The organism is Paenibacillus ferrarius (assembly GCF_002027705.1).
In the GTDB taxonomy this organism is placed as follows: domain Bacteria; phylum Bacillota; class Bacilli; order Paenibacillales; family NBRC-103111; genus Paenibacillus_E; species Paenibacillus_E ferrarius.
In genome coordinates, this window is the sequence record NZ_MBTG01000001.1 from 31,709 (window position 1) to 54,636 (window position 22,928).

The 22,928-nt window shown below is 36.4% G+C and carries 21 protein-coding genes and 1 riboswitch; of the genes, 2 read left to right on the forward strand and 19 right to left on the reverse strand.

What is annotated here, in order from left to right:
* Positions 1-36 precede the first annotated feature (36 nt).
* Positions 37-121, forward strand: a riboswitch (cyclic di-GMP riboswitch).
* Positions 122-137: 16 nt separating this feature from the next.
* Positions 138-416: a hypothetical protein gene (locus BC351_RS00200; RefSeq protein WP_079408692.1), complete on the forward strand. Its 279-nt coding sequence runs from the start codon at positions 138-140 to the stop codon at positions 414-416.
* Positions 417-511: 95 nt separating this feature from the next.
* Here the strand turns inward: BC351_RS00200 and BC351_RS00205 are convergent, their stop codons facing one another.
* The 3 genes from BC351_RS00205 to BC351_RS00210 all read right to left on the reverse strand — a co-directional run bounded on the left by BC351_RS00205 (position 512) and on the right by BC351_RS00210 (position 2,439).
* On the reverse strand, positions 512-1,219 hold the full coding sequence (locus BC351_RS00205) for a zinc ribbon domain-containing protein (protein ID WP_079408693.1): 708 nt from the start codon (positions 1,217-1,219) through the stop codon (positions 512-514).
* A 242-nt stretch (positions 1,220-1,461) separates the two neighbouring features.
* Complete coding sequence (locus BC351_RS43145; protein ID WP_275942532.1) at positions 1,462-1,548, reverse strand: putative holin-like toxin; 87 nt, start codon at positions 1,546-1,548, stop codon at positions 1,462-1,464.
* Positions 1,549-1,710: 162 nt separating this feature from the next.
* Positions 1,711-2,439, reverse strand: a complete 729-nt coding sequence (locus BC351_RS00210; protein ID WP_079408694.1) for an ATP-binding protein — start codon at positions 2,437-2,439, stop codon at positions 1,711-1,713.
* Positions 2,440-2,536: 97 nt separating this feature from the next.
* Here BC351_RS00210 and BC351_RS00215 point away from each other — a divergent pair, with 97 nt between their 5' ends.
* Positions 2,537-2,872: a recombinase zinc beta ribbon domain-containing protein gene (locus BC351_RS00215; RefSeq protein ID WP_079408695.1), complete on the forward strand. Its 336-nt coding sequence runs from the start codon at positions 2,537-2,539 to the stop codon at positions 2,870-2,872.
* A 291-nt stretch (positions 2,873-3,163) separates the two neighbouring features.
* Here BC351_RS00215 and BC351_RS00220 read toward each other — a convergent pair whose 3' ends face one another.
* From BC351_RS00220 to BC351_RS41965, 16 genes are all read right to left on the reverse strand, one after another.
* Positions 3,164-4,063 (reverse strand): GIY-YIG nuclease family protein, encoded by a 900-nt coding sequence (locus tag BC351_RS00220; RefSeq protein WP_158081935.1) that lies wholly within the window; start codon positions 4,061-4,063, stop codon positions 3,164-3,166.
* Positions 4,064-4,252: 189 nt separating this feature from the next.
* Positions 4,253-4,903, reverse strand: coding sequence for a GntR family transcriptional regulator (locus BC351_RS00225; protein ID WP_079408697.1), 651 nt, complete (start codon positions 4,901-4,903; stop codon positions 4,253-4,255).
* 41 nt (positions 4,904-4,944) lie between these two features.
* Positions 4,945-5,166, reverse strand: a complete 222-nt coding sequence (locus tag BC351_RS00230; RefSeq protein ID WP_079408698.1) for a DUF5659 domain-containing protein — start codon at positions 5,164-5,166, stop codon at positions 4,945-4,947.
* A 200-nt stretch (positions 5,167-5,366) separates the two neighbouring features.
* Positions 5,367-6,119 (reverse strand): C1 family peptidase, encoded by a 753-nt coding sequence (locus tag BC351_RS00235; protein ID WP_079408699.1) that lies wholly within the window; start codon positions 6,117-6,119, stop codon positions 5,367-5,369.
* Between the two features lie 64 nt (positions 6,120-6,183).
* Positions 6,184-6,858, reverse strand: a complete 675-nt coding sequence (locus BC351_RS00240; RefSeq protein WP_079408700.1) for a M15 family metallopeptidase — start codon at positions 6,856-6,858, stop codon at positions 6,184-6,186.
* A 6-nt stretch (positions 6,859-6,864) separates the two neighbouring features.
* The gene (locus BC351_RS00245; protein WP_079408701.1) at positions 6,865-7,077 is read right to left on the reverse strand and encodes a hypothetical protein; all 213 of its coding nucleotides are present in this window, start codon (positions 7,075-7,077) and stop codon (positions 6,865-6,867) included.
* Between the two features lie 14 nt (positions 7,078-7,091).
* Entirely contained in the window at positions 7,092-7,412 is a 321-nt protein-coding gene (locus tag BC351_RS00250; protein ID WP_079408702.1) for a hypothetical protein, read from the reverse strand.
* A 50-nt stretch (positions 7,413-7,462) separates the two neighbouring features.
* A complete protein-coding gene (locus BC351_RS00255) occupies positions 7,463-7,975 on the reverse strand; it encodes a C40 family peptidase (RefSeq protein WP_079408703.1) in 513 nt (170 codons plus the stop codon).
* Positions 7,947-8,474 carry a DUF4376 domain-containing protein gene (locus BC351_RS00260; RefSeq protein ID WP_079408704.1) on the reverse strand — a complete coding sequence of 176 codons (528 nt, stop codon included), beginning with the start codon at positions 8,472-8,474 and terminating at the stop codon, positions 7,947-7,949. Before BC351_RS00260 ends, BC351_RS00255 begins: the two co-directional genes overlap by 29 nt.
* 265 nt (positions 8,475-8,739) lie before the next feature.
* Positions 8,740-13,041 carry a hypothetical protein gene (locus BC351_RS00265; RefSeq protein ID WP_079408705.1) on the reverse strand — a complete coding sequence of 1,434 codons (4,302 nt, stop codon included), beginning with the start codon at positions 13,039-13,041 and terminating at the stop codon, positions 8,740-8,742.
* Between the two features lie 79 nt (positions 13,042-13,120).
* Entirely contained in the window at positions 13,121-13,621 is a 501-nt protein-coding gene (locus tag BC351_RS00270; protein WP_079408706.1) for a stalk domain-containing protein, read from the reverse strand.
* Between the two features lie 67 nt (positions 13,622-13,688).
* The gene (locus tag BC351_RS00275; RefSeq protein ID WP_079408707.1) at positions 13,689-16,160 is read right to left on the reverse strand and encodes a phage tail spike protein; all 2,472 of its coding nucleotides are present in this window, start codon (positions 16,158-16,160) and stop codon (positions 13,689-13,691) included.
* Between the two features lie 10 nt (positions 16,161-16,170).
* Positions 16,171-16,962 carry a phage tail domain-containing protein gene (locus BC351_RS00280; protein WP_079408708.1) on the reverse strand — a complete coding sequence of 264 codons (792 nt, stop codon included), beginning with the start codon at positions 16,960-16,962 and terminating at the stop codon, positions 16,171-16,173.
* Between the two features lie 70 nt (positions 16,963-17,032).
* Entirely contained in the window at positions 17,033-22,093 is a 5,061-nt protein-coding gene (locus tag BC351_RS00285; RefSeq protein ID WP_079408709.1) for a phage tail tape measure protein, read from the reverse strand.
* A gap of 55 nt (positions 22,094-22,148) precedes the next feature.
* The gene (locus tag BC351_RS00290) at positions 22,149-22,640 is read right to left on the reverse strand and encodes a hypothetical protein (protein ID WP_079408710.1); all 492 of its coding nucleotides are present in this window, start codon (positions 22,638-22,640) and stop codon (positions 22,149-22,151) included.
* Between the two features lie 107 nt (positions 22,641-22,747).
* The gene (locus BC351_RS41965) at positions 22,748-22,900 is read right to left on the reverse strand and encodes a hypothetical protein (RefSeq protein ID WP_158081936.1); all 153 of its coding nucleotides are present in this window, start codon (positions 22,898-22,900) and stop codon (positions 22,748-22,750) included.
* Positions 22,901-22,928: the final 28 nt, after the last annotated feature.

The window sequence follows — 22,928 nt, forward strand, 5'->3', positions numbered from 1 at the left end:
CTATTGTAAAGTAATAATGAATGTTAAGCAGATAGTGCTCGACAATGGCAAACCTATCTAAAGATAGGGACGCAAAACTAAAGGGGCTTAGTGTAAAACACTGTGCCAGCCAGTTATCGAAAGCGGAGGCGACAATTTTGGGAACTAAGATCAAATATATTGCTGTGGTAGAGTACAATGATCGCTTGACGAAAACATTTAAAGAGATACCATTTTTTTGTGAGGAAGATAGAAATCCAAGTATCGGTGATTTTGTTGAACTATTTCAGGATCAGGGACTTGAGATGGAAATTGTAGATTTTGCTAATATGATTTTTCAGCCCATTGATAAATCTTCAACTGAAATTGTATCTGCCAAAATTAATAGAGCTTTTAGAGACTATACGCACAATGATATAAAACGGATTAGAAATTAAAAATGATTCAATAAGCCAAAAGAAGCAGCTTTCCAGCCTTTGTAGGGGGAGCTGCTTCTTTTATTTACGTTATCGCTTTAAGTCTGTCGATTTTTTTAGTTTGTATCATAATCGTGAATTTCAAATTTATCAGTGTCTACTTCATCAACTGTAAATTTAGCTTTTCTATATGACAATTGCCCAAGTTGATTTGTTACTTGCACATCATACATTAATTGAAATGAAAGAACTTTTTTGGTGACATCAATCTTTAATGATTCAGAAGTATCTGATATCGTTTTTGATTTGAATGTAGAATTATTAAAAGCCGAGCTTGCAAAGAACTCTCTTTGGTGTTTAATAAAATCTTGGAAATTGCTATAACGTTGTTTTTCGAATTGGTCGTACCATTTTTTATCAAAATTATAATGCGTGATTCTTTCAACATAATCTTCATCGGTTTTACTCAGATATTTATAATCAATAACATTGATGAAATCATCGACGTCTATTGATCTATATGAATAAGTACTTTGGCCATTCTTAATTGCAGATAGGTATCGATTGACTGTTAGTTTTGCTTTTGCTTCTTTAGTGAAATAGTTGAAATATGCCAATGTTGATACCGCGACTACAATAATTATTATTGAAACTGTAAGTAATCTTGAAACTGTTGGAGAGAGTTTTCTAATAGGTTGACCTTCAGGAGCATTTTGTGAAGTTGCTGCGATTAGTTCGCCATTTTCTGAACTTATTTGAGCTCCACAGTTGCTGCAAAACGAACTATCTTCTTGCAAAACAGCATTGCATTTCTTACACGTCATAGTAATACTCCTTAGAATGAATAATGATTTTTCACTCTAAGATACCATAAATACCCAGATTAGGTCTATAGTCTTAGTTCGTAAAGATAATATCAGGCAATAGACTATTTCACTATTCAATTTTGGCTGAGTCAGTCAAAAGAAAAAGTCAGATCAACTGAAATGATCCGACCTGTATGGCGACTTGTCATTGGCGGTTTATTTTAGTATGGTTTCAAACCAAAACTAATGCCAACTTAGATTTATTTCCTCTTGTCAATGTAGGTTAACAATGTGAGTATAAACAACCCAAATGCAAACATGATTGTCAGAGCTTGAAATATATCCATGTTCACAGCCTCCACCTTTCCAGTAAGGTGTCCGCCTTTATACAAGTCGTCTTACTGTAAAGTTTAAAGTTAAATGGATAATTATGTTAGTGCCAATGGAACTATACGTGCATTTTTATCTTTCTACATAATTCGATCAAAACGGATATTTGGTTTATTTCTTTACATCTCAATCTCTTCTATACGTTGTTTTTTATCCAAATTCCTATACTGAATAGCCTCTGCCAGATGTTGCGGCAGGATTTGATCAGAGGCTTCGAGATCCGCGATGGTTAAGGCCAACCGCAGGATACGGTCATGCGCCCTTGCGCTCAAACCCAAGGCCTCAAAAGAGGCGTGAAGCAGTTGATCGCCCTCTGGGGTTAAACGACAGATGTGCCTCATGGATTTGCCGCTTAATTCGTTGTTATGCTGAATGCCGGAACCTGCATAGCGCAGCTGTTGTCGATGATGGGCGAGCATAACCTGAGCTAACATATTTTGTGAGGATAAATGGTTCGTTTGCTCTTTTAATTGGAGATAGCTTGGTTTGGGCACTTCGACATGGAGATCGATGCGATCAAGCAAAGGGCCCGATATTTTAGACCGATAGTGCACAATTTTAGCAGGGCTGCATAAGCAGGCGTTTGTTTCTGTTTCAGCTCCGTAAAATCCGCAAGGACAAGGATTCATGGCAGCAGCTAAAATAAACCGAGAAGGAAACGTATAAACAGCCCTCGCTCTGGCTATGGTCACATAGCGATCTTCCAGAGGCTGCCGAAGCACCTCTAGCGCATTTCGAGTAAATTCAGGCAGTTCATCAAGGAACAGGATACCTCTGTGCGATAAACTAACCTCTCCTGGTTTAGGGATTGTACCGCCACCGACAAGCCCGGCAGGCGAAATCGTTATTAAAGGGGAGTTGGTTTAATGATATTGTTAAACAGGTGGACAAATCATTATAATATAAAAGAATGAATGCTCTATTTTCAATTGGGATGTGAATTATATGTTGGAATTAAACAAAGGAACAGTCAAATGTTTATCATGCGGTAAGAACTACCGCTCCAAAATGGAAAGAAAGAAACAGGTATTTGTGTGTGGTGGTTTCGCTAATTATGGCAAGGATTTCTGTACCTACAATCCTCTTCAAGCAGATGAGTTGATACTTACCATCTCTAAGCATTTCGCGGTCTTAGGGAGGCGTATAGAAGGCGAGATAAAGGATTTGGTGGATAGGATAGAGGTAACCCCTGAGAAGGGATATACGATTTATTATAAAGATGGGTCATCGCCATCTGTAATCGACGAGAGTAATGACTATGGAATTAAGGTTAAGTATTAGGAGAAGAAATAACCCACCTCTAGAAAATCTAGAAAGTGGGTTATTCAAATACATGTCAGAAGGAGAGGTCAATCATGAGATGCTTCAGTTCGTCTAATTGTCTATTTTGTCCAGATATCGAAATTGTAAACATCCCTCAACTAAAATATGTTAAATAATGTTAAAATTCTAATTTTAGGACGACATCGAATTTTACGAGGGAGGCTGAGTCTTTGCTTTTCGCTATTTTAGGACGACAAAATTATACGTTTTTATTATTGTTTTGATCTCTTAATTTCATTTTTTAATGAACTACAATATACTAGAACTTCCATTCGTATAATATTTTTTTACTGTCTTAGATTCAACATCAATAGAAGAAACTAAATTTAAATTAATTACATTGGTCTTAAAGTGAATTTGAATAGCTTTTAAAATATCTTTTTCATGAATTGTGAATCGCTCACAATTTGTTTTTCTTCTGTGGTATCCCAAGCAAATATATACCGCTTTTTTACGATGCATTTTTCCTCTAAAGTTATTTGAACAATCTAAGCATTTGATAAAGGCGCTGAATATATATTTCGATGCTCTTTTTTTCTTTATTTTTATGGTTTTCACTTCTATGATTTTTTCTTTTTTTACTTTACTGGGTAGTTTTATTTTTTCAGGAAATCTATCTATGTAATCTTTGGATATATGTCTCCATGTTTTACCATAGTTTATTCTTGTAACAACGCCCTCTGGGTAATCTCTTGAAATTGATTTGACGGGTTCTCCAGAAACAATTCTTTCACATATGGTGATAGCTTCCTTATCAGTTATTGTAGCGTGTGGAGACTTTTCTCCAGATTTAATTTTACTCAACCACTGTTTCTCTTCTTCAGTGCGCTTTACACCTAGACAACGGCCTGCTGTAGGACTGATATTATATCCATAATTACGATTATAGCATTTTGTTAAATAAAAATAATATTGCTCTCTATCAATTAGATTGTTCACATCTTCAATAATTTCAATTATTGCAAATTCAAAATTTTCTTCTCTATACTTCAACCAAGCATGCTGTAAATGAGAGGAATGATGTTCTTTTTTATTTAGTTCTCTTATATGAGATTTCCATCTGACATGTATATCTTTACTACTTCCAATATAGACTTTTCCGTTTTGTTTGTTCTCTATCTTATAAATTCCAGATATTATCTTGCTCATATTCATCCTCCAAGTAATAAAAAAACCTTCAGACAGTGTTCATCCGAAGGTTTTTAAGTCAAATTAATATCAAGTAATAGTCGTTCAAACGACACCCCTGCTAACGCCAAAACGATACCCCTAGAAATACGGATAAACCCTTATACAACAAGGATCGAAGGAACTTTTGTGGTTTTGCGTGTTCTTACCTTATTTACCATCCACATTACGCTTAGTTATGTGAAATTTATTATTTGAGTTATATATGGAGCTCTCGAACAATCTATATGTATCAACATCAATTATCCCACCAGAAGAAATTAAAAAAGGATTGAAATATACAATTCTTCTATTGGCGATTTGTTGTGTTTTGATGATTCCTTGCTTTTCCAATTCATTCAATGTCTTTCTTGTAACATTCTCTTTAACACCCATCATTTCTCCGAGCTTTTCAACTGTTGGATGCTCACTATTTACTACTATTGAGTTTGATGGAAAGTGTAAATAGTGCTGGAACCTAAACAAGAATATCTGTGCTCTGTCTGATAAAGCAACGTTTTCAAGTAGCCATCTCATATCAACTCTAAACACCTTATTAAAAGTATAGTTTTCTTTTATTTTTATACAGAAATATTTTGCACCATTTCTTGCTCTAATCAATCTTAAGTTTGAGTTAATTCCTAAGCTGTTCATAGTAGATATTGCTTCATAGAAATCGTCTAACTTTTGTTTTTCAATTGATTTTTTTAAGATTTCTTTTTGTATTATTTCGCCATCTGTATTGACAAACTGACCATCGATTAAGTGATATTCAGCATCTATTATAAACTCATCATTTTGTTCAATTATCTCTAAATCCAAGTAATATCAAGCCCTTCTACAAGTCATATGTATTTTTATCTTTAAGCGTTAACTGCCATATCTTTAATGTCACGAAATGCAGATATGAAACGCTTTAAAGTTGAGTCGTTCAAATACATATCTACAAGAGTTTTAACTTGATCATTTTTTTCAAAATAAAAAGTTGCTTTACCATTTTCTTTTTCGACTTTTAATATTTTCACGCCATTCGACTTCAAAAAGGCAGCAATGTTAAGGCTGAAAGTAGTATAATATTTATCCATGTAATATCACTCCAATAAATTATTTGTGTTCGAAGAAAATCAATTATCGAATTCACGCCAATCTCTGATTGGTGGGAATGACAAGGAACGGGCTCATCGTTCCGCGTCAGGCACTTGACCTATAAAAACAAAAAGAAAAGGGACTCCTATAACTCAGGAATCCCCAATTAATAAAACCACGATTTTATTATCGATTTAATTTATTTAGCTACCCACATGTCAGTCACATAACGCCCTATAAAATCCATTGGAATGTAAAGATAGCCGTTGTCTCCAAAGTTTTGTCCATAACTATTACGAACAATCATGTATTCTTTGTCGTATATTTTCTTCCATCCCATTATTAGCATAGCATGGTAGCCAATGATACTTTCCTTAGTCTTATCAGGTAGTGGAACAAACCCAGTATTCTTTACTTCGTCATACTCAAAACTATTCCAAACTTCAATACCAAGTACTACAGGACAACCCTCTGATAGGGCAGATTTCAACTGTGTAACGGTCATGATTCTATGATAGTCATTTATTTTGTAATCCGCGGCGTCCTTCTCTGCTTCTCGTGAAGGAAGTACCTTATACTTTGATATATCATAAGGAAAAAACGATTCTCTGCATACTCCGATTTGTTGGGCTATTCTCAATCCGTTACGAATTGAGATTCCAGAATCCCAATCAATTGTTCCTTCGGTCTCACGTGTTTTATAGTAAAGGAAAAGTTGAGACAAGTAAAAATAGTAATGAGAAGGAGTGTTTTGTTTCATCCAATACATCATAAGTTCAGTAATTGAAAATATGGCACATGCGCCTAAGTTGAGTTGATCAAAAATCTCAGGAATGTCCTTGGAACGTAAATCAATTTCTTTAAACTCGCTGTTCGATCCACTTGCCATATAAATGTAATCACGCGAATCAACTTGATCTGGTTTAAGTAAATACTGTCTTTCAGAATTCATATTAATTTTACAGTCCTCTCATAATAAAAAAAGAGCCACAGAATTTATCTGTGACTCCATATTTTTAAGCATTTTTCCGTCTGCGCTCATCAATTAGCACTTTAAGTAAAATCAAATCCTTATATGTCAACGTTTTATCTCTCACTGCTTGAACCCATTTCCACTTATCAATGATCTTGTCATTATAGGCATCACCCAAATATGCATCTAACTCATCCCATGCCCATTGATCATATTCCAGTACTTTATTCATATCATCTTCATCCTTTACAGTTTCAACTAATTCAGGTAGTTTTGCACCATTCCTCAAGTCATTAATACTCAAACCAAAACTCATCTCAAAATGTGGATAATCTACAATTCCTTCTCTTTCATAAGTCCAATCTCCACCCCAGACAAATCCAAGGCCTTTACCAATTGCTCCGACTCTAAGCCACTTGTCATTAACAGTCCACACTACATTAATACCATCATCAGCTAAAAGGCAGAAATCCAGAGCTACCCCATAGTTGTGCATCGAATATCCAGCCCTAGCATTCGTCACAATTGCACCTGCTGTTGTTCTACCTTGAGCATATAAGGCTGCTTGTTCTTCAAATGTGCGTAATCCTTGAACTATAACAATGTTGATACCTTCATTAAACGCCGCGGTAATGAGTTGACGAGTCTTAGTTGCTACAATAGAATGAAGTTTAACAACTCTTGCTTCACTCTTAGCTAAAAGCTGTGATAGTTGCATAACTAATCACACCTTACCCTTGAATAAAGAAACGATTAACTTACTATCCAAAGTAATACCAAACACAAGGGTCGCTACAGCGCTCACTACATCTGCCCAAAATTCCAATTCAGCTTCAGGTAACTCATACCCAAAATGTCCAGAAATTTTATTGGAAATGCCTAAAATAATAAATAGAAGTGAAACGTAACGTAGCACTTTAACTTTATCTATATTCATTTTTCATTCTCCTTTTATTTATAAATAGCAATGATGGCTACAACAACAGCAGCTAGTGATGGCAGTATACTTAGCCAAACAGGAAGGTTATTTTTATTTGATTGTTTCTCTGATCTGATATCGACGATGGCTTTTTGTAATCCGTCAATTTTATCATCACGCAACCTGAACTTTTCATCCAATAATACTGTTGTTACAAAATTTTCTTCACGACGATCTAATTTCTCCTCAAGACGAGTAAATGATTTTGTGAGTGAAGCCATTCCATCCAATACATTTTTTAATTGTGTCTCAACGATTGCTAAACGTTCACTCTCAGTTAATTCATTTCCCATTGATTTCACACCTTCCAAATACTCGTATATCCTTCAATTTACTCTATATTTCAAGCTTGTTTTTCCAATGAAATTCTACTTTTATTGGCTTTATCTAATCCTTCGATGATATCTTCTGGTGTAATTGAGTCATTCAAAAAACTCATCTCGGGTAATTCGAGTAAGCCACGTAAGACCAGTTCACTACATATATCTTTGTTGTAGTTATTCCATAGATGCCTATTCTTACTAAAGCCTAGAATGTATAACAAAATCCCAAGTATTCTTCCATAATCGTAATCTCGATTAGTTTGATCCAACAAAAAAGAAATTAGATTCAATCTCTCTTTGTCAGTAATATTTAGTTGGATAATTCTAAAATCCTTATAACGATTTTTTCTAACCTTGACTGGTCTAAAGAAATTGGATTCGATTAGATAGTGTTCGCTAACGATTACACCCACATGACTCCAATTGCTTTTTGTTAGTTTTCTAATTATCCAAGACAGAGGACTTTTTGAGCGTACAAAAATGATGTCTCCAATCATTTTAGAATTACCACTGAATAGCATTAACGTCTTCATTTGTTTCCGCTACTGTGACTTGTTCTTTAAGTGTCCAATACTTTGCAATATTATTATTTTTATGAGTAAGTCCATCACCAAACACCTGCTTGAACTGATTAAAAGTATGAGGGTGAGGTGATCCAGATGCTTTCCAAATGATTGGTTCAGTTACTAATCCTGCTGTGATTGCGTTTAACATGCCACCGAGGTTTATCTGATCGTCAGTGCCGAATTCATATGAATTAGAAGAACCTAGAGCATCTGACCTAAATCCAGCAAGAATAGCTGCATTACATGCTGAATTAAGCTCATTAATTTTACGTTGTTTTAGATCTGCAGGTTCTGGAGTTTGCGCAGGAGTCCAAATGCCATCATCGTAGATGTCTCTAGGGTTTACGTTTTGATCTTCAGTTAGGGGGATCATGTGATCAGCAATGACCTCTCCCAACAAGTAAGATACACCCACGCAAACGCCTGTCGCCAAGTCTATTTGTGCATATTTATAATAACCATCCATGTTGTATGCTCCTTTCTATTTAGTAGAACTCAACTACTTGCCAAGCAGGGTTGGCATTACCTGTACTTCCACCTGCGGGAGAGAATTGTAGCGTTGTTTCGCTAGTTAGTGATACCCTGTATGGGGCTGCGCTTTCGCTGTTCATCGATCCAAAGTTATTTGCAATCATAAATGATTTTGTGAGATTTACGGATGTTATTGTCACTGTGGAGTTAGCATATGACGCTACGCCCCTTTGTACGTTTATCATACTTTATGCCCCTTTCTAGTAGAACTCTACTACTTCCCAAGCGAGGTTGCCGCTCCCTATATTTCCTGCCGCATTTCCGATTGCCAGTGTTGTCGGGCTAGTTAATACAGCCCTGTACGGGGCGTAAGTGTCAGACCTCATGCTACCGAAGTTATTGAAAGTAACGAACGACTTTGACATATTAACCGCTGAGATAGTCACCGTGGTATCTGCTGCTCCTGTGATTCCCCTTTGAACACCCTTAATGCCGCCTGCACCCTGCCATGTTGACCCGTTGTAAAATTCAACATAACCGTTTGTTGTACGCATTCTGCCATCATCCCATAGCCTATTACCCGCATATTCTAAGATGCCTGTATCCAACAAACGCAAGGTTTTTCCCGATACCTGATTGTGAATCCACAACCCATTTACAGCGCCCGATGATCCAATAGAATCGACGAACCCTTTGCGTGTTGTTCCTGCCGCGTTCCAAAATTCAACTCCGATATCCAAGGGAGCATCTGCTCTAAATTTTATACTCCCTGTCATGTCCCCACCAGTTATAGGTAAAGCCGCGTCAGCCGTCGCTTTTGCGGCATCAACCATTTGCTTAGTAGCAGCACCAAGAGCGGTCGTTGGATTCGCGGAAAGAATAACATCTCCTGTAAACTTTGGATTGTTGATGGGGGCTTTTAAAGCATCAGAAGTCATTACGTCATATATCTTTCTAGCAACGATCTCATTGGCGCTAATCCTTGCATCTGCGTCAGCTTGATTTATTGCTAATTGGTCGACAACGGTTTTTAAGTTGCTTGCCACCTCACCGTTTACCACTTGTACTGGAGCAGATAATAGATACTGGTCAAGGGCTGTGTATGAGACTTCATAGGTTGCAGTGGGGTCAAAATTTGGAGTAGGAATACGCATTGTGTACTTGCCGTTTGAATAGGCGTCAGAAAATATAATCCACTGATCATCCCGTTTACCATTTTTGTATATAGAAAGTACTTTATCAACCCTATTTTTAAGCTTTGAACTACCAATATCGCCAGCATTTATATAGGAATTACCGTTTACATGTACATAAGGATTAGCCTTCTCGCGAACAACACCCCCTTGCCCTACTTCTATCTGATTCAATCCCTCATGCAGACTCATTCCTGCATCTACTTGGATTTCTTCAAATGTTGGTGTAGCTAGTTGATATGATAGTTTGTAAGGTTTCCAAGTAGTAAAACTAGAAGCGTAAGTAATAGGGAGTGTTGCTACTGCATTTGTCGATCCTGAAATAGCAAGCCAAACCCTACCACCAACACCGTCATATTTTGCACCCCAATCAGTGTCCTTCGCCATTCTCCAACCATAGAAATACGCTTGTATCTCTGCTGTTGATGGTGTATATGTCTCACCCCAACCGCTGTCTGTGTCGGCAATAGATATGAGAATCTTACCAGTAGCTGCATGACCATTGTCGTATAAAACCGCGTAATCGGAAGTAGTCGCTGCCCCGTTATCGGATTTAAGAATCTTTCCATCGTATTTAACAACATTATAAATATCATTAGTGTATCCATTGGGTTTATTTACAGAGCCAATTGTTATATTTATTCCCTTGTATCCTGTGAAATCAGCGCCAAAAGCCGCCGCCAAACTACCATCAAGCACCGTGTCCTTGAAACGCTTCTCAACAAAGTATTTCCCATCACGCTTGAACAACGTGTCATATACTGTACCATCCACGGATGACGCCAGTTGTACGTTAGGGAATGCAAGCATATCGTCGTTACGTGGTTTGAATGACTTGGCTGTTGAACCAAGGTTAAGCATCGGGTTAGAGAACGTGTACGTGCCTATTGTCGCTGTATTTTGTAGCACGACACGTATACTCTTTGTTCCGATGGGTGTTGTAAAATTAAGTGCATAACTTACGCTAATAACACTATTATTTACGTCCAGAAAATCAAATTGCGCATATGTGTTTGTTGGGAGAGTTCCTGAATACGTATAAGTTGTATTTTCTAAACTCGGTATTATGACTGTCGATGATTGATTACCAGCCGTTCCGTTTAGCGTTAACTTGTAAGGTTCGATAGCCACCGCATTAGCATGTAATGCCCACTCATTAAACGGTGGTATCAAGTTTTCACCATATTTAATTACATAAGGTGCATTAACATGTTTTACATCATCTACGTATGGATATTTAGCGGCTATGTATGCCTGAGCCGCTACTACAGTCATGGCGTCGATAGCTATTTTCTCAGCTGCTGTGATTTCGTATAACCTAACGCCGTCCATAGCAGCTTTTTTCCCTGTCGTTCCTGCGATATTAAGGAAAGCATAAACAGATGTTTCAGAACCCAAGTCAGCAGGGGCTAAAGTAGTGTAGCACAATGAAAAACTTACCGTAGGGACACCGTTGGCTGTTTTAATTGTTGTGTTATTACTGCCTTTTGTTACAAGTAGTGATACATTAGTAGCATCAATATTTCTAATATCAGCCGCCATTAAATAGTACTTAGTGTTGTTTACCGCTTTGGGCTGTGAAATGTAAATGGCACCTGTAGCACTTGTTAATGTTGCCACAATGCTATTTGCTCCTACGGTTTTATTTATGGAATCAAAAGCGAGTGTTACTGTAGCAGTTGTCCATTTACTTAAATCCTCACAATTACCATCACGCCCTAGTAAGTTAACGAGTGTATTTCCCACGATATTCAGAACATTATATGGACTTGTCTTTGAGGCTGAAACGACTTGTTGCCCATTAACCAGATTCATAGATGTAGCAGTAGGATTAGCAAACACTTGATCATAATAATTTTCAAATTCAACAATCCATTTTGACCCATCTGAAACCAAAGTTATATCTGCGTACTGATTTGCTAAGGTTTTTGAGGATATCCCATCAATTGTCTGTGAAGATGTTGTAACAATGTTTACTACTCCTAGACCACTATCTGCTTTTTTAATTGTGAAAAGAATTTGAGAAGTCACAGCCGATGGTAAAGTAATTGTTTTATTAGTTGCACCTGTTGTTACATTTACGATTCCACTTTGAGCATATGTTAGTGCTGTATCAGCAGAAATATTAATGGATTGATTTCCAATATTGGTTAAGTTTCCGTTTGCATCACGTTTAGCAATTTTATTAGAACCATTACCTGTATTAATTGATAAATCAGGCGTTTGTGCTGTTCCACCAACAACCACATCATTATTCGTTGAAACAATTGTGGCAACCGTACCTGCACCATTAGCTCCTGCTGCAGCAATCATTAGCCAATAGGTAGTATTAGTTGGCACATTTCCTGTCGTAGCTACAATACATTGATAAGTGCTACCGTTATAAGTAACTTTATTTAAGGGAACATACGATTTAGTATTGTTATAAGCTTCAATAGCAATGTAAGCAGCAAAACCGCTTTGCCTTGTTGTCTCATTTGTCTGTCGCGTAGTTTCTTGAGTTTGTCTTGTTGACTCAGACGATACTCGAGTACTCTCAGCACTGGCACGAGCACCCTCAGCGGTTACCCTTCCAGTTTCAGCAGTCACTCTAGATGATTCTGCTGTTACACGACCACTTTCTGCATTGACTACATTGGTGTTAGTTGTATTAACTGTAGTAACTGCACTTTGTACACTTACAAGAAGTTGCCATTTAGTAGTATCAGTTAGTGGGTTATTGAGATTGGATTCAATTAATGATTGATAAACATTTTGATTAATTGAATCAACTACAACATCATTTATAGAGTAAGATGTAGATGTAGAATATGTACCCCTGTTACTGCTACCTGCAATTTTTGTCCAATATGTAGTGTTTGTTGGTACGTTGCCAGATGATGACGTTTTTGCTGTATACATATAAGTTGAGCCATTGTATGAAACAATGTTAAAGGTTGAATAAACAGTTGAAGGATTGTAAACTCCTTTAGAGACAAAATTTGATGCTGACTGAATAATTTCGTTCAAAGTCTGTGTGACCGAACCGTTGTTTAAAGAAGAGCTAATATAGATACGTGAATCAGGAATAAGGACTACTCCTGCTCCGTAATAATTTACAACAAGCGTCTTTCCTTCTTCTGTGGAGCTAAAAGATATAATACCTGTTGGGTAATCAACAAGGAATTGATTCGATTCCAAAGTATGGGATGTTTTGTTGATAACTTCAAAATAACTTGCAATCTGAACTCGATTAAGCTGAACAGGAATCTCATCTAACAAAATGTTACCGTTAATGATTTTATGACTTTCTGATTTTACTATAAAGGGATCATCACTTTTCCCACTTCTTCGCTCGTAAATCAGCGGATTATCATATTTCAATGACATTTATTCATGCCTCCCTTTTTCTTGTAAAACTAAAAAAGCCACTCAAAGTTGAGTGACCTTAGACAAATAATTTTAACTACTACTTCTTTTCCAATTCAGCTTTCTTTGCCTCAAACTTAGTAAGTTCAGCGTTAAGTCGTTCTAGTTCTGCTTTGGCTGCTGTTACTTCAGAATCTGATTTAAAACTTCTTGGATCAACAATAGCTTCCTGAAATGCAATCGATCCTTTTAAAAATGAAATTTGACTATTTGTATACTCTAAACCGTTTTGATAATCAATAACTGCTTGCTCTTCTTTAGTTATTGGAGTCTTCACAACTGCTTCTTTATCTAACATAATTTTTCTCTCATTTCCGTTAAATGTTACTTTGTAACCAGTTGAGTCAGCATAATTTCGTACAGGTAAATAGCTGACATCATTTACAATGATAGCTGAATTTTCTAAAGGTTTTTTATCAACATATACTTGCATTTCACCTTTGACTTCTAAGCCGATGAGACTCTTGAACTCATCAGCAAATGCAGACGCAGATAGAGTTAACGCTATTCCGAAAAACGCACCAATTATATATTTTCTCATTTGAAACGCTCCTTTTATAAGACTTTATGCTTCAAATTATAGCATCATTTTCCATAAAAGGCACATATTAAATTGGCGGTCTTGCTTCTAATGCTGCAAGTCGCGAGTTAATTATTCCTAATTCAGTAGCTAGTGTCCTACCTCCACCTGATGAACCAGAAGAGGCAAACAGATTAGACCAGCTTGGGAAATTTGTTATTGATGAAATATCTATCCCAGAACTAGCTTGTAAAGTCATCTTTCCAAAGGAAGCCAGCATCAGACCAAAGCTTGATACATACTTTATAGATGCCATTACACTTCCACTATCTAAAAAGTTAATTGCAGGTGCACCTGAAGCATAAGGATCAAAACTTAAATAATTGCTTGCATCTCTCATAACATTAATTAGATTTCCGCTAGACTTTAACTCAACTCTTGGAAATGAAAAATTAGATGTCCTAATGTCTGATCCAACGATCTGACTACCAAAAATGCTTCCACCTGACAAAGTACCAGTGACAGTCAAATTCCCCAATGTACCGCCTGTTGCGTTTATAGTTCCTGTTATGTTAGCTGAGTTTGAAAATAAATTCCCCTGCATGTCAACACGAAAAGGGGCGCTGGAGAATGTAGAATTACCAAGTGAAATACCACTCTGATTCATCTTGAATACATTGTTACCAGTTCCAATCGTAGCATTGATTCCAAATAATTCTCCAACACGAATTGAAGTTGCATTGATTCCATTTGGAGTGATACTGTTTTGCCAATTAAGTCCGCTATCATTTGAGATCGCAAGTGTAGCATGATTCAAAATTAGCATATTATTACTGTCTGTTGGAGATGTCATAATAATTCCTCGATGACTTATCTCTATTGTTTCATCATAACCACCCTTAACTGGAACTGTGCTGGAATCCCACGGATTGCTGAGTTTAATATTAACAGCATCTACATTCACTCGGGCATCACGCCACCCGTACTTTTCTGTCGTTAAAGTGTTAGCAGCAGAAATACTACCATACAACTTCTTAAGAAGCTGGGTGTCTTCATCCTTAAACTCCTGAACATTAGAAATCGTCACTTTAATAGTATCCGATTCATAATTCTGTTCCAATTGAATAATCGTTGCCTTAATATTGATATCTAACTTTTCAACGTATACTTTAATCTGTGCTCCAAGTCGAACTTTTGGCCACATCTTCTGTTCAGTTATTACGCTGAATAAGTCTACAATATCAATCTCGAGTAATATTTTGGGCTCACGAATCTTATCAAATTCAGCTGTTGCTAACTTCAATAGTTCAGTCTCATTGTCTACTAGATCATTTGTGTATGTACGCTCATTAATGTACCCGCCTCGTTGCCATTCATTTACTTGTGCTTGAGTAAAATTGTTTGCAATTGATAATGAATTTTTCAACGTAAGAATATTGGAATCTACAGCATTAATACTTGACTTTGTAGTTGCAATTAGACTATTTTGAGCAGCAATTTGAGCTTCTTTAGCTGCCTTATTAGCGATAATAGTTGAGTTATTTTGGCTATTAGCATTTGCGACAACCAATTGATCGTTGATGATGGCTAATTCATTCTTATATCCATATAGGACATTTTCTTGTGATGTTTTAGTTGCTTGTAATGCTACTTTCTGAGCCAAGTATCCTTGCAAAGTTCCAGAAGCAGCAACACTTTTCTTTTGATAAGCAACTAGTGCTGAAGCTAATGAATCACTCATGTAATAGCTTGACTTCGTTACATTGCCATTGACATCCTGAGTGAACGGGAATAAGTAAAAACTATAATTCTCCAAATAGTTTGATCCTGCTGCTGTTATTCCACTTAAAGTTAATCCGTCTTTCCCAAATACCTTAAGTCGTGTGCAGAACTCGGACATATCCTCAGTCTTATTTGCGTTCTTCAGCAATCTACCAAAACTCACATTTAATCCTTCATACGGTGCAACAACATCAATTTTTGTGAAGGATATTGTCTGATTTATGCTATTGAATACAACGAGTGCATTAAATGTTTCAGCAACCTTAAACACTGTACCTAAGACCGTATCATCATCAACTGTTGGAGACCTCCGCATCTGATTAAACGAAGAATCTACAGAGCCAACTGACCATCCAGTTCCAACAAGTATGTCTGTTAATATCTCTGTGGCTGTTTTTGATATTTCACTGTAGCCGCGGATATTACGCCATGACAATTGCATTGCTAATGATTCACAAGTGACTTCCTTGTAGTCTTCATTATCCGTCATGATATCTGAGATTTGAGTGATTACATAATACTCGAATTCAGTCTTCTTTTGAATCTTAATTAGTAAACGTTCTTTAATTAAATCAGCGTTCTTATTCCTAACTAGCTTATGTTGAATCTCCAAGTTGTAAGGAATACGGAAACTGAGATTATTGATATTCCCTAATTTGGTTACTTGATTGATCTCATATGCCTCTTTGAGAATTGAAAGAGTTTTCTTTAAAGGATCACAAAGGGATATTCGCGGCCTATATTCATTGACTCTTGTATAGTCTATTTCTTGTAACATTTTAAGACTCCTAACCTACATTAAATTTATGCTCATAATTCCAACAGACCTGTACATTCCCAGTAATATTGAGATAGTTTGCGCCTGTAGGAAATGTGAAGAAAACGCTGTTAGTCGTCATATTGTCGTATCTTAAACTTTCAGTTGAGCTTTCAATGACTTCATTCTCACAATTAATTTTTAATATTTCTCCTACAGATAATCCTGTAAATGAAAGTACTTTACTAGTCCCGTTACTATAGTTTGTAATTGCAAATGAGCTGCCACTGACAATTTGTACTTCAATGATAGGAGAACAAGACACATCACCTAAGTTTTGAAATGTATACTTTGTTCCTTCAGGAATGTTTGTCGAGCAATCAACAATATCAGAGTAAATACTTGAATATGCGTATGCATCATTACAATGAGCTTTTAATGTTACATATCCATGATTAGCTGCATTTGTAACCAATTCAGGTGTATCAACAAACATCACATAATATATTTGTTTCAAATCTTCTCCCGTACCATCATAAAATTGAAGAGGTGCGTAGAAGTCCGTTGTTAGCCATCTTGAAACTGATCGTAATTCGTCAGATGTGAACGCATTGGAGAATGCAAAAGTTACTGTGAACTCTAATGGTGATCTCTGCACCCCTTGAAAATATCGTTTACTATTTCCTCGTATTTCAACTTCCTTGATGGTTGTACTTGCTCCAAATGGCTCAGATTGCATACCAGTGGACAGATTGACACTAATAATTCCATACGCGTCATTCGATTCACCATTAAAAGTAAAGTTTTTAGATTGCCTAATCATTATTTGTTCCCACCACCTAACATAAAAAAAGAGCCAGACACTTAAGTACCTGACCCGTTGATAGTTCTGCTTATTGCAAGCCTAGCTGTTTCATTCCTTTAGATAAACGATTTAATGCATAATCCACTTCTTGTTTATTGCCATTCAGCGAAGCGATGTTTAGAGATAAGTTATAAGTAGGACTAGAGTTTCCAGATGCATCTTTACCACCAAGCATATTAGCGATATTGCTCAACGCATTCTGTCCTAACTGAGTGATAAACTTGATAGGATCATTCAATACAACTTCAGACTTTTTCAAGATAGATGGCATCTCATCACTATTTAAAAATTTGCTCATCCAACTTTCTTGACTTGTGCCTTGAACTCCAACTTCTCCACCACCATGATACAAAGGGAGACCATTTTTATACCAAGTACCGTTACTGTAGGTAGCTCCAATTGATGATCCCCACCCTTGATTAGATTGGTGCAGTTGTTTCTTTGTAGCCTCATCAGCAGAATCATATAATGAACTATTCTTTTTCATCATATCTCTGGCATTCTTTTCACTTTCTGAAGTAGGAGTGTAATATCCACTTGTTGGTTGATTACCTGAATTTCCGCTAGATCCAGAATTAGGAGTTTTCGCAAAATTATTTGAACTATCTCCACTTGGATTTCCACTATAAGCTTTCACCAAATTTATAGCATTTTGCAATTTATCTGTGATTCCACTTGTTAAAGCATCGCCTATCAAAGCGGAGATACCAGCGATATTATTTTTGAAACCTTCCATTTTTCCTGTAATCTCATCGAAATGACCGCCAATGATATCACTTTGGAGCTTGCTAAATTTTGAAGTATCACTAATGATATTTTGCCAATATAATTCAGCTGCTTTTTTCTGTGCGTCTAAGGAGTCTTTTGCAACCTTATATCTATCATCTTCAGCTTTCTTAGCAGCATCAACTTTTTTCTTTTCAGTCTCTAAAGCATCATCTAGACTATCTGTCCGTAATTTCTTAGTTCGGTCACTTTGCAGCTTTTGAATCTCATCTTGCTTATCAGCATATTGTTTCTCTAGTTCAGTAAGTTTTGACTTTCCCTCTAGAGAATCATCTAACTCATATTTGTTCTTTTTGGTTAAAAGGTCTTGAGCTTCTTTTTGAGCTTTAGCTAAAGAGGCATTAAAAGTATCAGTGTCATCGTCACGATTCATCGCCTTTTTAATATTGCTAATACTCTCTTCAAACTTCGTCAGTTCGTCATCAAGGTTCTTTTTAACCAATTCATGCCGCTTATCTTCAGCTTCTTTAAGCCCTTCATAATAATCATTTGAAGCGTCTTTTATCTTATTGATAACATCTTTAAGGTTGTCGGCAAGTTTTTTGGAATTCGATTGCTGAAGGTCATCCAACTTTTTACGAGCATCAAAGACTTCCTTATCTGCTTTAAGTTGCTCGGATGTTGTTAGAGCAGTAATACCTCGTTCTTGTGTCCATCGTTCATCTGCCATACGTTTACGAGCATCCAATACCATCTGAGCAATCTCTATTTCAGATTTCCCTGCCATAGTCATACGGTCAGTTTCATCTTGAATCCACTTGTCTGAATGGGTCATTTGAGTCTTCTTTAAAGCGCTGTCAGCTTGAATGAGATTCTTATTTATCTCTTCTTGTTGTTCAGATGTATACTCGCTTCGTTTATCACTTACACGTTTCCAAGCTTCATAGACCATTTGAGCAACTTCAACTTCTGATTTACCCATGAGTTCCATTGTAGATTTCTCATTTGAAATCCAATCCTTAGAAAAGTTGAATAGAGACTCTTTAAGTTTTTTCTGAGACTGTTCAATATTAATTTCATAGTCCCACCAAGCGCTTGATAAACTTGCAAGATTAGTTTTAGCTTGATCAAGTTGTTGAAGCAATGCGTTTTGTTGCTTTTGGTCACTCGTTTTTGCAATTTGAGATTCAAGACTGGTGATATCAGCACGTAGACGAACACCTTCATTTTTCGTCGCTTCCTGTTTTTTTTGAGTGATACCAATTTGTTTAGTCAGTTCATCACGATAGTCTTTAGATGTTTCATTGTAACGAGTCATGACTGATTCAGATTCTTTAAGTTGAGTATCTAAATCGCGTAACGAATTTTTATAGATATCAATTTTATATTTCTGTGAGTCATCAAAAGGTGAAGGAGTTTCACTACCTGAGCCAATTCCTTTAGCTTTATTAACAATTCCCTGTTGAGCCCTGTAAATATTCTCATCAATACCATACAAATCTTCAGCATTGAGATCTTCAAACTGTCCTCTGATTTCTTGTAGCTTTGTAAGTTGTCCTTTTGCATCTTTATAGCCATCAGATTCCATATTCACAAGATGCTGAAAGTCTTTCATTTTCTCATCAAACGAGTCTTTACGATCTTTATATTCTTTTGTGTCTCTTTTTGTTTTTCCCGATGCACCAGCAAGAGGATCGCTTTTAGGATCTAAAATAATTTGGGTTGATTGTGCTGACAATTCGTCTAATCTTGTTTGGCTATCCTCTAACTTTTTTTGTAAGTCGTTAGATTCTTTTTGCATTGCCTGAAGTTTGTCGTTTTCTTTATAAGGGCTATTTGAAGCTTTTTCGAATGGATTCAGAGGTGTGATATTCTTGTGATACCATTTTTCAAAAGCACCTAACCCTCCAAATTGTATTGATTCTACTTTTTTTGCAGCTTTATAGGTTGGCGACTCTGCTTCTTGATCAGCTTTGGCTTTTTGAACTTTAATTTCTTCTTGGAGTGCCGCTATCCTTGTTTTAGCCTGAGTAATTTTTGATTGAGTCTCATCTTTGTCAATTTGAATGACCTTTAAAGTACTAGTCATTGCTTCTTGTCTCTTGTCTGAGATAGCTTGAATTTCGATATCGACTGATTCTTTTGTTATACCCGCTGTTTTTATCCGTTGTTTGCCACTATCGTCTACAGTCTCATTTAATGCTTGTTCAACTTTCTTAAGTTGCCCAGATATAGTTGCTTTTTGTTCTTCAGTTAAATTTTGATTTTTTAGTGCTTCTGTGAGTTTTTCATGAGCGCTTCTTAATGTCTCAAGAAATTCCATCTGTCTTTGATATTGATTAATTTTTTGCTCTTCTTTGGCTATTGCTCTCTCTTTTTCTTCTCTGAGAGTTCTTTCAGCTATCTCAGCATCTCCCAAATTCGACACATACACAGCAAGTAAGCCAACTAGAAGTGCTATTCCCGCTGTTGCAACAGTCATCACTGCAGCTTGAGTGGACATAGCTACAGTAGCAGTTCTTGTAGCTACGGTTAATGCTCCTTGTGCAACAACCCCTGCCTCAGTCGCAACAGTTCTTCGAACAGTAGAAAGTGTCGCTCCATTAGACGAGATAATATTTACGTTATTGGCTGTTGTATTAGCTGCAATAGCTGTTGTTTCAAGAGTCTTAGCTCCTGTCAAAACGCCAATTGCTGTAATGAGACTCGTTATGGGCGTCTTTAACGCAACGTATGCAAGTAAAAGACCACCAATAGCTGCGGTTCCCTCATAGACTCCTTTTGGAACATTGGTTAAACCTATCAAGAGTCGATCAATAACATCAAGAACATCTTTAATAGAGGATCTAAGTCCATCATCTCCTGCTTTAGTGAAAACATCCAGCAAGCTTGCCTTAACTTGTTTTGATTTTCTTTCAATGGTATCCATTTGGATTTTAAGATAATCCATTGTTGCACCAGTTGAATTTATAGATGCTGATACGCCTAGCAAGATGTCGCCTGCGTTTAATGAGGCTGCTAATTTTGCAAATTGATATACACCACGAGAAATATCTTGATATGACTTTGTTAAGTCATAGTTTTTATCAGTAACAGCAATTGACAAATCAAGGAGTATGTCTTCTGCTTTTCTCCATTGCTCCGACCCGTTTACTAATTCTTTTGTTACTACTCCAAGTCTTTCCAATTCATTGACTGCTTTATCGGTTCGAATTGTACCTAAAACTGTCTTCCACATATTCCCTAGGTTTGCTCCACCGAGAGCAGTATTACGTACACCAGCAGAAATTAAACCATTCATGAAATCAAACGAGACACCTGTTTCATAAGCGATCTTACCTGTACGTTCGAAAGCATCACCTATATCTTTTGCTGGAGCCATTGTATTATGCGCAACAGATGACCAAGAATCTAAAATCCTTGTCCCCTGAACTTGTGCGTCATTTACATTGCGAATTTGGACTCCATATTGAGCGATTGTTGCTTCCATCATTTTAGTTGAATCATTTAGACTTACTAAGTCAACGGTAGACAATTGAGTTGACTGTCTTACCATTTCCTGAACAACTAAATTATCTTTATAAAGCCTTCCCCACAAACGAGCAGATTCCAACACATTATCAATTTCAGCACCCAGAGCATGAGTTGTCTGAATAAACTTCTCAGACTCTTCATTAGCTTTCTGAGTATTCAATTTCATTTCATGTGTACCTTCAGAGAATGAAACAAAATACTTTTCATTTGTTTGAATGTACCCAGCCATTTTTGCTTCAATATCAATCATTCCTCTAAATCCTTCAGAGAAAGTGTTGATTATCGCTGAGAAAGCCGCGTGACCTGCAAAGTAAAGTGGTAATGCTATAGCCATTCCTTTTATTTTCTCAGAAATAGCATTTGATTTACTGCTTAAAGTGTCGAGATCTCCAAGGCTTTTTTTACGAGCTTGCTCATCGAATTTAGCATTATCTTGAAGAGCGCGACCATGAATTAAATCCATCTCACGTTGTTTTTTAGAAGTTTGTTCAGCATCTCTTCTTGCGTTCTCTTCAATCTGTCTTCTGATTCTTTGTTCTTGTTGGAGGGATTGCTCACGCTCTTTTAAGCTTTTATCATCAAGTGCTTTACGCATCTTTTGTTCAGATTGCAAGACTTGCTCTCTTAGCTTTTCTTCCTTAGATAAAGCAGTTGCCCACCATTGTTCATAATCCGTGATTGATTTCTTGAGTTGATCTACATTTACATTGACTTTGAGATTAGAAATTTTTGAAGATAATTGCCTTAGTTGTTCATTAACAGTAACTGAGGATTTCTGAACATCTAAGGCTGCTTGAATGATAATTCTTAAATTATTGTCTCCTGCCATAATTCGCTTCGCTCCTTTTTAAAATAAAAAAGAAGCGAATAGTTTCGCTTCTAGGTTAAACTTGTATATTATCGTTCTTAGTATTGCTTTCAATTGTTTGTAGAATCGTATCCATTTCAATCAATTTTGTCCGTAGAGATTGAGCTCCCAATTCTAACTTCTCTCTAACCCAATTCATGTTTTCTTCACTGATATTGTTGATAATCATCTCGAATAAACCAATATTAACGATTTTTGAGAACGCATTTAGCAACTCTTCGAGTGTTAGTTTTTCAGGTAAAGGTAAGTCCGTAAAGTGCTTAATAACAAGCATAAACATTAAGCTGGAACTCTTCGCATTATCCATTTCTTGAGGGCTATCTGTTGAGGAATGAATTGTTCTATAATGTTCGCCATATTCCTGAAGCAATTTATCCATCTTCGATGTTTGAAATTTATCATCAATTTTTATTGCATATTCTCCAAATTGATATTCCGTTTGTTTCTCATATTCTTTATGCAAGTTATTAATTGCTGCAAGATTTAATTGCTTTACTTTTTTTGTCATAATGACACTCCCCTTGGATAATAGATTAATTTTTTAAGCCTGAAAGAATACTAATTGATACACCAAACTTCCTTACCATTTTTAGATAAGGAAGGTTCATATATAAATTATTTTTGATCTAAAGCTTCTTCAATAACAGGACTATTAAGAATCTGAATAATTTTCATAAACTCGTTTACTTCAGCACCTTTTAGATCGACCCTTGAAAGGAAAACGGATAAATTTTTCAATGTATTATCGTCAAATTCAAACTTTGGCAACTTAATCACTCTCCCAATGAAATGTGAA

Excerpts from the sequence above, each read along its gene's own strand:
- BC351_RS00205 (WP_079408693.1), bottom strand. The coding sequence starts at position 1,219 with ATGACGTGTAAGAAATGCAATGCTGTTTTGCAAGAAGATAGTTCGTTT.
- BC351_RS43145 (WP_275942532.1), bottom strand. The coding sequence starts at position 1,548 with ATGGATATATTTCAAGCTCTGACAATCATGTTTGCATTTGGGTTGTTT.
- BC351_RS00215 (WP_079408695.1), top strand. The coding sequence starts at position 2,537 with ATGTTGGAATTAAACAAAGGAACAGTCAAATGTTTATCATGCGGTAAG.
- BC351_RS00220 (WP_158081935.1), bottom strand. The coding sequence starts at position 4,063 with ATGAGCAAGATAATATCTGGAATTTATAAGATAGAGAACAAACAAAAC.
- BC351_RS00230 (WP_079408698.1), bottom strand. The coding sequence starts at position 5,166 with ATGGATAAATATTATACTACTTTCAGCCTTAACATTGCTGCCTTTTTG.
- BC351_RS00235 (WP_079408699.1), bottom strand. The coding sequence starts at position 6,119 with ATGAATTCTGAAAGACAGTATTTACTTAAACCAGATCAAGTTGATTCG.
- BC351_RS00240 (WP_079408700.1), bottom strand. The coding sequence starts at position 6,858 with ATGCAACTATCACAGCTTTTAGCTAAGAGTGAAGCAAGAGTTGTTAAA.
- BC351_RS00245 (WP_079408701.1), bottom strand. The coding sequence starts at position 7,077 with ATGAATATAGATAAAGTTAAAGTGCTACGTTACGTTTCACTTCTATTT.
- BC351_RS00250 (WP_079408702.1), bottom strand. The coding sequence starts at position 7,412 with ATGGGAAATGAATTAACTGAGAGTGAACGTTTAGCAATCGTTGAGACA.
- BC351_RS00255 (WP_079408703.1), bottom strand. The coding sequence starts at position 7,975 with ATGAAGACGTTAATGCTATTCAGTGGTAATTCTAAAATGATTGGAGAC.
- BC351_RS00260 (WP_079408704.1), bottom strand. The coding sequence starts at position 8,474 with ATGGATGGTTATTATAAATATGCACAAATAGACTTGGCGACAGGCGTT.
- BC351_RS00265 (WP_079408705.1), bottom strand. The coding sequence starts at position 13,041 with ATGTCATTGAAATATGATAATCCGCTGATTTACGAGCGAAGAAGTGGG.
- BC351_RS00270 (WP_079408706.1), bottom strand. The coding sequence starts at position 13,621 with ATGAGAAAATATATAATTGGTGCGTTTTTCGGAATAGCGTTAACTCTA.
- BC351_RS00275 (WP_079408707.1), bottom strand. The coding sequence starts at position 16,160 with ATGTTACAAGAAATAGACTATACAAGAGTCAATGAATATAGGCCGCGA.
- BC351_RS00280 (WP_079408708.1), bottom strand. The coding sequence starts at position 16,962 with ATGATTAGGCAATCTAAAAACTTTACTTTTAATGGTGAATCGAATGAC.
- BC351_RS00285 (WP_079408709.1), bottom strand. The coding sequence starts at position 22,093 with ATGGCAGGAGACAATAATTTAAGAATTATCATTCAAGCAGCCTTAGAT.
- BC351_RS00290 (WP_079408710.1), bottom strand. The coding sequence starts at position 22,640 with ATGACAAAAAAAGTAAAGCAATTAAATCTTGCAGCAATTAATAACTTG.